This window comes from Leclercia sp. UBA7405 (assembly GCF_037152215.1).
Taxonomy (GTDB): domain Bacteria; phylum Pseudomonadota; class Gammaproteobacteria; order Enterobacterales; family Enterobacteriaceae; genus Enterobacter; species Enterobacter pneumoniae.
Window position 1 is genome coordinate 2,112,524 of record NZ_JBBCMR010000001.1, and the last position, 11,944, is coordinate 2,124,467.

13 protein-coding genes and 2 pseudogenes are annotated in these 11,944 nt (G+C 50.1%); 7 read left to right on the forward strand and 8 right to left on the reverse strand.

The genetic code is table 11. The features are described 5' to 3' along the window. Positions 1 to 25: 25 nt before the first annotated feature. Together WFN75_RS10385 and WFN75_RS10390 are read right to left on the reverse strand one after the other, a co-directional pair. Positions 26 to 769 (reverse strand): MerR family transcriptional regulator, encoded by a 744-nt coding sequence (locus WFN75_RS10385; protein ID WP_046884783.1) that lies wholly within the window; start codon positions 767 to 769, stop codon positions 26 to 28. Between the two features lie 114 nt (positions 770 to 883). Then, positions 884 to 2,104, reverse strand: a complete 1,221-nt coding sequence (locus WFN75_RS10390) for a diguanylate phosphodiesterase (RefSeq protein WP_336996120.1) — start codon at positions 2,102 to 2,104, stop codon at positions 884 to 886. 326 nt (positions 2,105 to 2,430) lie between these two features. On the opposite strand from WFN75_RS10390, the gene ycgZ reads away from it, so the two are divergent. The 4 genes from ycgZ to trhP all read left to right on the forward strand — a co-directional run bounded on the left by ycgZ (position 2,431) and on the right by trhP (position 4,985). Continuing rightward, on the forward strand, positions 2,431 to 2,670 hold the full coding sequence (ycgZ, locus tag WFN75_RS10395; protein WP_040074864.1) for a regulatory protein YcgZ: 240 nt from the start codon (positions 2,431 to 2,433) through the stop codon (positions 2,668 to 2,670). A 139-nt stretch (positions 2,671 to 2,809) separates the two neighbouring features. Beyond that, the gene (locus WFN75_RS10400) at positions 2,810 to 3,133 is read left to right on the forward strand and encodes a hypothetical protein (protein ID WP_212477779.1); all 324 of its coding nucleotides are present in this window, start codon (positions 2,810 to 2,812) and stop codon (positions 3,131 to 3,133) included. Between the two features lie 50 nt (positions 3,134 to 3,183). Then, positions 3,184 to 3,450, forward strand: coding sequence for a biofilm development regulator YmgB/AriR family protein (locus tag WFN75_RS10405; RefSeq protein WP_040078438.1), 267 nt, complete (start codon positions 3,184 to 3,186; stop codon positions 3,448 to 3,450). 173 nt (positions 3,451 to 3,623) lie between these two features. Then, positions 3,624 to 4,985, forward strand: a complete 1,362-nt coding sequence (gene trhP, locus WFN75_RS10410; RefSeq protein ID WP_288820708.1) for a prephenate-dependent tRNA uridine(34) hydroxylase TrhP — start codon at positions 3,624 to 3,626, stop codon at positions 4,983 to 4,985. Positions 4,986 to 5,527: 542 nt separating this feature from the next. On the opposite strand, the gene WFN75_RS10415 is transcribed toward trhP, so the two are convergent. The 3 genes and pseudogenes from WFN75_RS10415 to WFN75_RS10420 form a co-directional block, all read right to left on the reverse strand. Then, complete coding sequence (locus WFN75_RS10415; RefSeq protein ID WP_212477778.1) at positions 5,528 to 6,103, reverse strand: serine acetyltransferase; 576 nt, start codon at positions 6,101 to 6,103, stop codon at positions 5,528 to 5,530. 414 nt (positions 6,104 to 6,517) lie between these two features. Further along, positions 6,518 to 6,622: pseudogene (locus WFN75_RS22665) on the reverse strand (late control protein); the annotation flags it as partial. Beyond that, positions 6,623 to 7,765 (reverse strand): annotated as a pseudogene (locus WFN75_RS10420) (phage tail sheath protein). 221 nt (positions 7,766 to 7,986) lie between these two features. On the opposite strand from WFN75_RS10420, the gene WFN75_RS10425 reads away from it, so the two are divergent. Then, positions 7,987 to 8,568, forward strand: a complete 582-nt coding sequence (locus tag WFN75_RS10425; protein ID WP_212477777.1) for a serine acetyltransferase — start codon at positions 7,987 to 7,989, stop codon at positions 8,566 to 8,568. A 47-nt stretch (positions 8,569 to 8,615) separates the two neighbouring features. Here the strand turns inward: WFN75_RS10425 and WFN75_RS10430 are convergent, their stop codons facing one another. Further along, positions 8,616 to 8,855, reverse strand: a complete 240-nt coding sequence (locus WFN75_RS10430; RefSeq protein WP_263617282.1) for a tail fiber assembly protein — start codon at positions 8,853 to 8,855, stop codon at positions 8,616 to 8,618. 332 nt (positions 8,856 to 9,187) lie between these two features. Further along, on the reverse strand, positions 9,188 to 9,619 hold the full coding sequence (locus tag WFN75_RS10435; RefSeq protein ID WP_212477775.1) for a hypothetical protein: 432 nt from the start codon (positions 9,617 to 9,619) through the stop codon (positions 9,188 to 9,190). Positions 9,620 to 9,771: 152 nt separating this feature from the next. On the opposite strand from WFN75_RS10435, the gene WFN75_RS10440 reads away from it, so the two are divergent. After that, complete coding sequence (locus WFN75_RS10440) at positions 9,772 to 10,110, forward strand: anti-adapter protein iraM (RefSeq protein ID WP_233801752.1); 339 nt, start codon at positions 9,772 to 9,774, stop codon at positions 10,108 to 10,110. Between the two features lie 125 nt (positions 10,111 to 10,235). Then, positions 10,236 to 11,135 (forward strand): lipid kinase YegS, encoded by a 900-nt coding sequence (gene yegS, locus WFN75_RS10445; protein WP_207292071.1) that lies wholly within the window; start codon positions 10,236 to 10,238, stop codon positions 11,133 to 11,135. A gap of 32 nt (positions 11,136 to 11,167) precedes the next feature. Here the strand turns inward: yegS and WFN75_RS10450 are convergent, their stop codons facing one another. After that, positions 11,168 to 11,941 carry an ABC transporter ATP-binding protein gene (locus WFN75_RS10450; protein ID WP_207292072.1) on the reverse strand — a complete coding sequence of 258 codons (774 nt, stop codon included), beginning with the start codon at positions 11,939 to 11,941 and terminating at the stop codon, positions 11,168 to 11,170. Positions 11,942 to 11,944 lie beyond the last annotated feature (3 nt).

Here is an 11,944-nt window from a genome sequence, read left to right on the forward strand (position 1 = left end):
TACCCGTGCGCGTCACGGAAGAGGATTAGCGGGCTTCGCCCAGCCCGTGCGCCATAATGGCGTAGCCCTGTTTTTGCCAGTGCTCAAGTTGTTCTGATTGTAACGCCGTTAACGTCCGGCCCGCCCAAACAAGGATCTGCTGCCCCGGGAAAAACTCGGGGTGCGGCAATTCGAGCGGTTCAGCAAAGACATCGATACGCCAGCCGCGCTGTGAGAGCCGCCAGGCTTCCAGCCACAGGCTGGTGCGATCGACAATACCCCAGCCGATTAACAGCGCATCTCTGCCAGCCTTAACCCGGGACTCGCTAAGACTGGAGACCGCATGTTCAATCAAAATGCCATCGAGCAGGCTGCACATGGCTCGCGCCGTGTTTTGATCCAGGCTCAGCGTCTGGCGAACAGGTTCAAAGACATGATCAATGAGTGAATCAATGGGATGCAGATGGCAAAAGGCATTGATTTTCGCCCGCACTTTAAGCGGGTTAACCTGCCGTAAGGTACTCATCATCTCTTCTTGCAGTGCGCGCCAGTCGCCCGGCTCAGGCGCTTTGTCCTGATCAAGCAGCGCTTTAACCTTACCGACCGGCACACCACGCTCTATCCAGCGCTTGATCTCCTCAATGCGCTGAAGGTCTTCGTCGTCAAATTGTCGATGCCCGCCTTCACTGCGCTGCGGCTTTAGCAACCCGTACCGGCGCTGCCAGGCGCGTAATGTGACGGGATTTATGCCGCAACGTTCTGCGACATCGCCAATACTGTAAAAGGCCATCGAATCCCCATGCGTAAAACGATATATTCTGTATCCAAGGTAACCAATCTCACCAGGGTGTACAACCTGTAATATTGTACAATAAGTTTGTACTATAACCCGGTGAGAGAGGATTTAAATGTCATCGATCCGCTCAGGCCACGCGATTGCCGGGATCCCCGCCAGTTGAGGACGGGCGAAAAGATGCCCCTGGAACTGAGAAACACCTGCCGATTCAAGCCACATCCACTCTTCTGGCTTCTCAATACCTACAGCAGAGATCAAGATTTCCAGCGTTGTACAACATTTGATGATAGCCAGGACGATAGCCTGCCGTGGACCACTTTTGTGTACATCGCGAATCAGATCACGGTTAATCTTAATTCTGTCCGGCTGGAACTGCGCCAGCAGCAATAATCCGGCGAATCCGCCGCCAAAGTGGTCAATAGCCACCCCTATGCCTGCCGCCTTCAGTTCGCGCACGGCACCGGTGAACTCTTCCAGCCGGGAAATGACTTCGTTCTCAGTGAATTCCACCACGATCTGCTCTGCCACCAGCCCGTTTGCTTCTATCTCCTGGAGCAAGAAATCTACCGCGTTAGGTACCATGACCAGCGTCATCGGTAATAAATTCACTGACAAGCTTTGCTTCCCTAGCCCCAGCTGGCGGGCCATAGCAAAGGCTACGCTTTTGCTCCGCAGGTCAGCTTCGTAGACCTCATCTCCTGGTCGATCGTCGAACCAGGTTTGGGCCTGTTCGCCACCCGGCGCACGAATCAAGGCCTCAAAAGAGACCACTTCCCGGGCCAGTGGGTCGATAATCGGCTGAAAAGCGAAGCTGCACATCTCATCAGGGCTCTGCTCAAGCTGACGGATGCCACTGGCATTATCATCGACAATAAATTGCCAGGAGTCTCCCGGCGGGATCTCGAAGTAGTTCTCTCTTTCACTCTCTTCGACAAACGTCCGGAAAAACTGCAGAGCGCGATCGTTATAAATCAGTTGATAACGGCTGGTTCCTTTATCCAGCACCGTTTGCAGCACCTCGTGGCGGTCATATTTGCGCAGGTCAAACAGCTCCATGCCAACCTTGCCAAAACGCCGCGAGCGGGAGAAATCGCTAAGCAGCTCTACCACATTGTGGTGGCGGTCATCGGCGCAGATATCGCGATAGATAGCCCGAACTGTCTCATCCGGTCCTTCGAGCAGTTGGAAAAAGAGCTTACCGTTAAACAACAGAATGCCGGTGACATTGGATTCGATGTTTTTCTTATTTGCTGCAACAACCATGTCTTCCAGCGTGCTAACCGGCAGTTCATCACGAAGATGACTACGGTAAATGATGGTAGTGAGCATAGGGTTTCCAATAGAGGAGGTGAATGAAACGCCACGATATCAGAAGGTTGCTAACGCGTCCTGTTGCAGGTCTGTAGTGGTTTTCCTGTCACGCCGTATGACCTTTTGTAGGACTGAAATTATGCCATAATGTACAAGCTTTTTTAAATGCACGCTAAACATTAGTTTTATAAGTTGCTGATATTAATAATTTAGCACTTAATGATCAAAAAAAAATTGATAAGTTGTACAACAGATGTGTACAGTATTTATAAATTTACATTGTGTTAACCATTTGCGTTAACGCATTTTTGAATGTTTTAAGCATTAAAAGCGAGGAGTGACATATGCGCGAGAACGGCTTTGTACCGAATACAGCGAATGCCATTACCCAATACTTCAACAAAGCAAGTCAGCCTACCCAACAAGAAGCGCTGGGACAAATTGTTGTCGAAATCCTGCGGGAGGGTAAAGTTCTTAACCGAAAAGCGATTTGCACAAAACTGCTTTCCCGGATGGAAAAGGCGTCTGATTTTGATGAGGAGAGTCGCTACCAAACTTTAATCGGCTTGCTCTTTGACCGTTAACAGATTGAGGTCAAGCGCCGCTGATTACCCGTTTTTAAGTCAGTTTTTTTGCGCCATCTTAATGCCTTATACTGGCGCAACTTACTGATGAAATGCCGCCCTTTCGCTAGCTGAATTTGGCGGCAACAGAGACGTAGTTATGAACAGAAGTGAACATGAACGACTGACTGATGAACTTATTGGCGAAGCCACCCTATCGCTGCTGAAAGATAACGGCCCTATCAGCATGAAGCTGCTGTTGGCAAGGCTGCAATCCATGTTGTCAGCAGAAAAGGATGGTGAACGACGCGCTGTACTGGCCCAGATAATCCTGGAGATTTCTAATGGGAATACCAGTTCAGAAGTGCCGGCTCGTAAGCACAAAAGTGAGCAGCATGAATGGGACAAGGAGAGTCGCCAGAGCAGTAATGTTTATCCCCTGTTTGGTGATAGCCAACAATCCAGCAGCAGCAAAAAACATTAACTGCATACATTTACTCTAAACTGAACCGGTGTGACACTATGAGCCAGGCTATGCTCCAGAAATCCGACTTTTATGATGAACTGCCCGATCCTGTCCTCTCCAGCTATTTTCGCAACTCCGGCGGTTTGCTGGCAGAAGAGTGGGCATTACTCGAATCTGTTATGGGTGCCATTCTGGATGCGAAGGAACCGCTGACTAACAAAGCGATTATCTTGCGCTTGATTCAACAAATTGAATCCACGCAGGACGTGGTAAAAGCCGATATTATCCGCAAGACGCTGGAAATTATTGTCGATCACACTCAGGACGACCTCTAATACGCACCGCAAATTTTAACGCTGACGGTACACTGCTGCCGTCAGCGTTTCTCTGTAGAGTGGTTTACCTCCCTTCCCCGTAGCGTTACAATGCCCGCCCTTAAAGTAGGGGATCTCCCCCTGGCGCCCACCTTGTGAGGCGCATCTGACCTGTCATCAGAACGAGAACATACATGTTTAAACCGGAACTTCTCTCCCCGGCGGGAACGCTGAAAAATATGCGTTACGCCTTCGCCTATGGCGCCGATGCCGTTTATGCGGGCCAGCCGCGTTACTCCCTGCGCGTGCGTAATAATGAATTCAACCACGAGAATCTGCAGCAGGGCATTAATGAAGCGCATGCCCTCGGCAAGAAATTCTATGTAGTGGTCAACATCGCCCCGCACAACGCCAAGCTGAAAACCTTTATCCGCGACCTGCAGCCGGTGGTAGAGATGGGGCCGGATGCCCTGATTATGTCGGATCCCGGCCTGATCATGTTGGTACGTGAACACTTCCCGCAGATGGATATTCATCTCTCCGTGCAGGCTAACGCCGTTAACTGGGCGACGGTGAAGTTCTGGAAACAGATGGGGCTGACCCGCGTTATTCTCTCCCGCGAACTGTCGCTTGAGGAGATCGAAGAGATTCGTACCCAGGTTCCCGATATGGAACTGGAGATCTTCGTCCACGGTGCACTGTGCATGGCCTACTCTGGCCGCTGCCTGCTCTCGGGCTATATCAATAAGCGCGACCCGAACCAGGGCACCTGTACTAACGCCTGCCGCTGGGAATATAAAGTCCAGGAAGGGAAAGAGGACGATATCGGGAATATCGTACACAAATACGAACCGATTCCCGTACAGACCGTTGAGCCGACGCTGGGTATTGGCGCTCCGACGGATAAAGTGTTCATGATTGAAGAGAACCAGCGCCCGGGCGAGTACATGACCGCCTTTGAGGACGAGCATGGCACCTACATCATGAACTCCAAAGATCTGCGGGCCATAGCTCATACCGAACGGTTGACGAAAATGGGCGTGCACTCTCTGAAGATTGAAGGTCGCACCAAATCCTACTACTACTGTGCGCGTACCGCTCAGGTCTATCGTAAAGCGATAGACGATGCCGCAGCCGGCAAGCCATTCGACACTGGGCTACTGGATACGCTGGAAGGGCTGGCCCATCGCGGCTACACCGAAGGCTTCCTGCGTCGCCATACCCACGACGATTATCAGAACTATGATTACGGCCACTCCCTTTCCGAGCGCCAGCAGTTTGTTGGGGAATTTACCGGTGAGCGTAAAGGGCCGCTGGCGGCCGTCGCCGTGAAAAACAAATTCCTCGTGGGCAACAGCATGGAACTGATGACGCCGCAGGGCAATGTTAACTTCACGCTGGAACATATGGAAAATGGCAAAGGCGAAGCCGTTTCCGTGGCGCCGGGCGATGGCCATACTGTCTGGTTGCCGGTCCCTGAAGATATCGCGCTGGAGTATGCGCTGCTGATGCGTAATTTCGACGGTGAAAACAGCCGTACGCCTTACGCGAAGTAATTTAGTGGGGTTATTTCTTCAGGGTGGGATAATTCTTAGAATCGGATCACATACCGCTGCGTTCAATACGGGTATTATCCCCAGCGCTGAAAAACATAACCCATAAATGCTAGCTGTACCAGGAACCACCTCCTTAGCCTGTGCAATCTCCCTTACGCAGGCTTATTTTTTTATTTCACTCAATGTCCACACATTGACCACATCAATTAGAACTCTGTCCACCCGGCAGGTTTTTTTTGGCTGAGTGAGAATTTGCATTAATTAAAGTATAGTGTTCCACTATATAAAAAACACCAAATCAGCGGAGATAACTGGAACCAATGTCCCTAAACGATTACATCAAAAAATATTACAACGGAAATCAGGCATCATTTGCTAGGCTAACCGGTGTGCAACCTGCTCAGGTAACACAGTACTTCTCAAAGGTTTTATCGTGGTCGATCACACGCTTTACAGCCCACGCAGAAAGCTGGGTACTTAGTATCCCGCCAGCCACATAAATCCTCGCGCTAAAAGCCCCGCATGTGCGGGGGTTGTTGTGATTATAGCTGATTTACTATTCTGGCATCTTTCTTCGTGATGAACGTGCATCCAGACGGAATATTATCCATAACAAATGACATCGCGCCTATTTTGACGTTGTCACCTATCTCAAAGTTTGACCCCAGGATGAATGTATGTGCGCCAATATCGACATTGTTCCCAATACTCAGAACATCATTATCGTCATCAGATTGCTTGCGGCCAATCGTAGTGTTTTGCCTGATGGTTAGATTTTCACCGATGATTGCTGTGCTGGTTACAATGATGCCAGTATGATGAAAAATCGTTAACCCCTTACCTACCCTTAACCCAAGACCTAGATCGCAACCGTATTCGTTAAGCAGTTTGATATTAATCTTGCGCGCCGCCCTTTTTGTAAACTTTCCACCGTGTATAAACATTTCGTTTGCAAGCCGCCACCAGAACAAAAAGTTTCTCTCCCGCGTTTTCTTCTCCCTCAAAAGCCTATGTAGCGAGAACTTATCACGCCGGATGATTTCAGCTTTCCAGTATTTGAAGAGATCTTGTGTATTTCCAAAGAGTAAAAAATATGCTGCAAAAAAGTATTTAAGCATTACCGCTTCCTAATTGATTTCTGTTTTTTTAATTTACGAACACCACACATCCGCGTGGCAACAGCTAATGATGCCTGAATTTTTTTCTATGTGCATGTTTTGATAACCAATATAAAAACCACCGCAGTTGCATGGTTATTTGTCGCATCCAGTTGATTTGCTGCTGCCCTGATGTTGTCGTATGCAATGGAGTTGGTATTAACACATCCGGCGAAACAATAAAGCGATCGACGGTTTCAGTGGCGACAAATGTCGCGCTGCAGTTGATGTTAGTGCTCTTTTGTCGTGTCAGAAAAAATAGCGGCGTGTGCGGCGTAATGGCTTTAGGGCAGTGAAACATGGCGAGCATCTCATTTTAATTTCTGATGCGCTAATTTTAACCATTATTTCCTTACATCACATATAGTTAAACCATTAATTCTGATTTAATTCTTCGCTTTCGTACTCCACATCCGAAACCTTAACCTCAATCCCTAAACCCGTCGTGTTGCCGTTTCCGTTGAGGTTATCAGAGATGCGCTAGCGCAGGGTCAGATTTTCCAGCGGGGTAACGGGGGTGTAGTCGTAATCGATATACAGCTTACCCGCCTTGAGGGTGGCGACGTCGTTCGACTCCGGGTCGTACCAGCATTTCCCGTCGACTATGTAACCGTTGGTTTTCAGCTCGCGGAATTTGACGTTGATACCCTCCATGACGTCACGAATCAGCGTCGTGGTGATGGACTTATCCATTGCCCACGCGTGCGCCTCCGCCATCGTATCGGCCAGCACCTGCGCGGTGCGGGTGTAGTTTTCAAACAGGAAGAGCGGATCGTCAGAGCAGGTGCGGTTGCCCCAGAATTTAAAGCCGTCGTTTCGAATCAGGGTCGTGACCCCCGCCTCGTTAAGCAGGTTGGCGTCAGTGGCTTTGTCCTGCACATCCCACGACACCGATGCGCTGACACCGGTCACACCGTTAACGCCCACGTTTGACAGCGTTTTATGCCAGCCGGTCTTTTGGTCGATTCTGGAACGCAGACCCAGCGCACGCGCCGTCGCCCATGCGATCGTGGTTTCGTTCGCCGTGGTATCCCACGCCAGAAAATCGGGGTGAATGACCATCAGCTCGCGCTGATCAAAGTTGTCGCGGTAGTTGATGGCCTCGGAAATGGTTTTGCAGCCCCACGCGCTGATATAGCCAAACGCGTGCAGGCTCTGGCAGGTGGAAGCAAGCGCGGTCGCGACTTCCTGAGCATCCAGCCCCGGCACGCCGAGAATGCGGGGCTTGACGCCGGTGACGGTTTTCGCCGCTGACAGCGTCTTGAGACCGGTGTATTTCCCGTTTTCGTCGGTCGTGCCGATGATGTTGGAAATGGTTTGTTTCTGCGCGGCCTCTTTGTCGTCGGGGTTTTCAGTACCTTCAGCAACGCACACAATGACAATGACCGGCTTGCACTGGTCGGCGCTAGCCTACAGGGAGGCTGAAAGGGTGCCGAGCTTACCCGCTTTCGCGATGGCGCTCTGCACGCTGGTAATCACTACCGGCTCGTTGAGGGGAAAAGCTTTCTTGTCAGCATCGCTGGCAGTGCAGACCATGCCGATGATTGCCGTCGAGACGGTGGAAATGGTGCGTGTGCCATCGTTTATCTCGATGACCTCGACGCCGTTATGATAATCGCTTATCCGTTTAACCCTGTGATTATGGAGTGAGCGTATTGTCTAGTGCGAATGAGAAAGGGGCTACTTATCGGAGTTGGCTGGGGTGTGACACAACGATGACTCTTAATCAATCATCAAAATCTGAATTATTAAATTGTGATGAATTTATGCCATAATATGACGGTTTAATGTAGTTTACGGATACATAGTCAAAATCCATACAAAAAGAGCTATCAAGGTTGGTCATGATTAAGTACTTATTGGCAATAAATTTCCTTCTCTTTGGAAACACACACGAACTTTTTGTTTACTGGAAACACGAAGTTATCAGAAGAGACAAGTTCTCAATACACAGGCTTTTACGCGAGAAAAAACACTTTGGTCGTAACTACCTCTTCTGGTGGCGACTGGCAAATCAAATGTATATTCATGGTAGTAAGCTAGAAAAGAAAGCAGCCAAGCAACTCAGTACCCTTTTAATAACTAAATTTGGTTGTGAGATTTCGTTGGGGGCGCAGATAGGGAAAGGGCTTTCAATCCCGCATCATAATGGAATTGTAATTCATCATGCTGTAAGCATTGGTGAGAATTTTGTTATTCGTCAGAATACAACCATTGGTCAAAAAGACGGTGAGAGTAAATCGCTAATATTACATATTGGCGATAATGTTGATATCGGAGCAAATACGTGCATTATCGGACTGGGTCACACTATCGGTGATAATGTAAAAATTGGTGCAATGTCCCTTGTTAATAGTGACATTCCTGATGACTGTACATTCATTACGACGAAAGCCAGCCGACTCATCAAACATAACGGCTTATGACAAATTATAAGTTAGCCTGAAAATCTCAGGCTAACTCTTGTTGATAGTTAGTCGATTTCAGGCCAGACAATGGCTGGTCCATCGCTCGGATTTACCCGACTCAACATGACTCGATAAATTTTCTTTTTCTGCAATCGTTCAGCTTCGTCATCTGTTGCTATGTTCAAATCCACAGCGTCCTGCAAAGTAGATATTTCATCTGTTGCCTGTTTTAGCAATACGGCCTTTTGTAGAGTTGCGTCTTCAATCAACGCATTTTTCTCAGCCAAAGAATCATCAACCCAAATCTCTCTATCCCATTTTTAACATGTATTATTAGGCGCTATTGCAGTAACACCTTCAGGTTAGCTTCCCGGCGCTGTTACGTGTATTGGTTCTCTGGTTTGAGTATTAAAAAATTTCCGCCCTGTGATCTTCAATTATTTTTCACACCTCACTTTTATCATGAAAAGTCGCGTTGTATCCCGGTTGAATCTTGGGGGCTGGTGTAGTTGTGGAGTTAGCAGGGAGCCCAGTAACGGTGGATTAAGAGCAACCTCTTTGCTAATGAACTCCATCGTGTCAGAACGATAGTTATAAATTGTTGTAGTCCGGCTCTGAACCGTCATTTTAAAAGTCATTAAGCAAGCCTCACAATATAGTTATATACGATGTGCTTCACAGTGTTTTCAGTGTTAACGGCAGCGTTTACTGTGAAGGTGTGACCGTGCGCGCCAATGACGACCATATGCCTATGAGACCCAATTCTCAGAGCTCCAATTCCTACCATGTACGCGTCCATTCCAGCTGAGCCGGTACCCGCAGATGAATATTGTGTATCCAGCCGGCCAGAGGTGAGCGCGATTTCCCTACCCTGATTAGCGCCATCAAAAGTAGCTATCGCGGGTGTATGCGCACCTGTATTACTAGTAGTTTTCGTATCGACAATGTAATGTTTAATAGTGGCTTTCAATGGGCTTGTGAGCCGCGCCAACCCGCATTGCACCGTTGGAAGTGCCTGCTGTAAAGTGGTGTAATCTCCCTTACGCAGGCTTATTTTTTTGCCTGCCATTCCCCGTTTTCTCTCCGCAGTTACGTAAATTTATCTCTGTTTACCTGTAGAAACGCATCGATTCGTTTGATATTGAATTTCAGTCTATTCATAGAGATACATAATGTTATTCTTTCCGCGTATATAAATTTACCTTAGGGAAAGGAGGTAATATGTATTGGGTCGTTGAAAACAGGATGGTCTGTCCTGCAACGGGAACGATTTTTGTTCATGTACTCACGGTAAAAAACATCAGGATGATAGTTTGGTATAAAGGCGATTATTTCATCAGCGTTGGTTCAATCCTTGTCACTGGCCCCTTTGGCATAGCCGTAGACGGCACCCTCAGAGAGCTGCACATTCTTCGTGTATTCCCCTATAAAGACGCACTTTGGTCTGAATTTCTCACCGGGACCCGCTGCCCCGGCAACAGCGGCGCCCTGATAACCCACTGTAAACGGCGTCCGTTCTGCGCCTTCTCCCTCTGCCCCTGGGGGGCCCGGGACTGCTAATTTATTGCCTTACGCCGCCCCCCTGCCGGGGGCGATGACGAAATTTCAACTCTTTCATCCTCTTCTTACCCGTTTTTTCTCGCGCTGCGATACACTTTTCAGAGACCCGAACAGGAGCAACGTGGATGGCAACCTATCCCGCAAGTTTATTAATTCTCAATGGCAAAGGGGCTGGCAACGATCTTTTACGCCAGGCCATCACCCTGTTACGCGAAGAGGGCGTGGTGATCCACGTCCGCGTGACCTGGGAGAAAGGCGACGCGGCGCGCTATATCGACGAAGCCTGCGCCCTGGGCGTAGAGACCGTGATCGCCGGCGGAGGCGATGGCACCATAAATGAGGTGGCAACCGGGCTGATTGCGGTACCCGAAGCCCGGCGTCCGGCGCTGGGGATTTTACCGCTGGGCACCGCTAACGACTTTGCCACCAGCGCCGGCGTGCCGGAGAGTCTGGATAAGGCACTGCAGCTGGCGATCGCCGGAAAAGCGACGGCAATGGATATCGCCCGGGTTAACGATAAAACCTGCTTTATCAATATGGCGACCGGCGGTTTTGGCACACGTATTACCAGTGAAACGCCGGAAAAATTAAAAGACGCACTGGGCGGCGTCTCTTATCTTCTTCATGGACTGGTCAGGATGGACCTGCTCAAGCCAGATAGCTGTGAAATCACCGGTGAGAACTTTAACTGGCAGGGGAACGCGCTGGTTATCGGCATTGGTAACGGACGCCAGGCGGGCGGCGGTCAGCAGCTCTGTCCCGAGGCGCTGATCAACGACGGGCAGCTGCAGCTGCGCATTTTTACCTCTGACGAGCTGCTCCCTGCCCTCTTCACCACGTTGACGCATCCGGAAGAGAGTCCGAACGTCATTGACAGCCAGTCTGCCTGGTTTGAGGTGAATGCCCCACACGGCATGACTTTCAATCTGGACGGTGAACCGCTAAGTGGCACGCACTTCCGTATGTCGTTGCTACCGGGTGCGCTTAAGTGCCGCCTGCCGCCGGACTGCCCGCTACTGCGTTAATCTTTGCCGGTCAGGTGACTGACCGGCCTGGCTTAATACGCCGCCACCTCACGCGCCATCTCACGGCTATATTGTTGACTGGCATTGACCAGCATTCGCGTGTAATCCGTCTTCGCATGACCGGCGACCAGTTCATCCACGCTCAGCGTTTCAAGGATCTTGCCGTACTGCATTACCGCTACTTTCTGGCAGAGATGGGCAATCACTCCCAGATCATGCGTGACCATCAGATAGGTGAGATTCGACTCCCGCTGCAACTCTGCCAGCAGGTTGAGGATCTCCGCCTGTACCGATACGTCCAGTGCCGAGGTGGGCTCATCCAGCAGTAAGACCTGCGGCTCCAGTATTAACGCGCGGGCGATAGCCACACGCTGGCGTTGCCCGCCTGAAAGCTGATGCGGATAGCGATCGCGAAAAGCCCGGTTTAATCCCACCCGATCCAGCAGGGTGTGAATACGGCGATCCCGCTCTTTCATCCCATGGATTTGCAGCGGCTCTTCCAGAATATCGCCGATAGTGTGGCGCGGGTGTAGCGAGCCGTAGGGATCCTGGAACACCATCTGGACCCGACGACAACGCTCAGCGCTGATGCTACGTCCGAGCGCGACCCCATCAATAGCGAGCGCCCCCTCCCAGTGGGTGAAAAGCCCCGCCAGGCATTTCAGTACCGTGGTTTTGCCGGAGCCCGACTCTCCCACCAGGCCATAAATCTCGCCTGGCTGAACATGGATATTCACGTCGTACAGCACCTGGGTGCGCTTTTCACCTTCGCCGAAAGTCAGATTAAGATTCTGTATATCGATCATGGC

Bases quoted from the DNA above. Each gene is read 5' to 3' on its own strand.
- WFN75_RS10440 (WP_233801752.1), top strand. From the start codon at position 9,772: ATGTATTGGGTCGTTGAAAACAGGATGGTCTGTCCTGCAACGGGAACG.
- trhP (WP_288820708.1), top strand. From the start codon at position 3,624: ATGTTTAAACCGGAACTTCTCTCCCCGGCGGGAACGCTGAAAAATATG.
- WFN75_RS10405 (WP_040078438.1), top strand. From the start codon at position 3,184: ATGCTCCAGAAATCCGACTTTTATGATGAACTGCCCGATCCTGTCCTC.
- WFN75_RS10390 (WP_336996120.1), bottom strand. From the start codon at position 2,104: ATGCTCACTACCATCATTTACCGTAGTCATCTTCGTGATGAACTGCCG.
- yegS (WP_207292071.1), top strand. From the start codon at position 10,236: ATGGCAACCTATCCCGCAAGTTTATTAATTCTCAATGGCAAAGGGGCT.
- WFN75_RS10385 (WP_046884783.1), bottom strand. From the start codon at position 769: ATGGCCTTTTACAGTATTGGCGATGTCGCAGAACGTTGCGGCATAAAT.
- WFN75_RS10450 (WP_207292072.1), bottom strand. From the start codon at position 11,941: ATGATCGATATACAGAATCTTAATCTGACTTTCGGCGAAGGTGAAAAG.
- ycgZ (WP_040074864.1), top strand. From the start codon at position 2,431: ATGCGCGAGAACGGCTTTGTACCGAATACAGCGAATGCCATTACCCAA.
- WFN75_RS10400 (WP_212477779.1), top strand. From the start codon at position 2,810: ATGAACAGAAGTGAACATGAACGACTGACTGATGAACTTATTGGCGAA.
- WFN75_RS10425 (WP_212477777.1), top strand. From the start codon at position 7,987: ATGATTAAGTACTTATTGGCAATAAATTTCCTTCTCTTTGGAAACACA.
- WFN75_RS10435 (WP_212477775.1), bottom strand. From the start codon at position 9,619: ATGGCAGGCAAAAAAATAAGCCTGCGTAAGGGAGATTACACCACTTTA.
- WFN75_RS10415 (WP_212477778.1), bottom strand. From the start codon at position 6,103: ATGCTTAAATACTTTTTTGCAGCATATTTTTTACTCTTTGGAAATACA.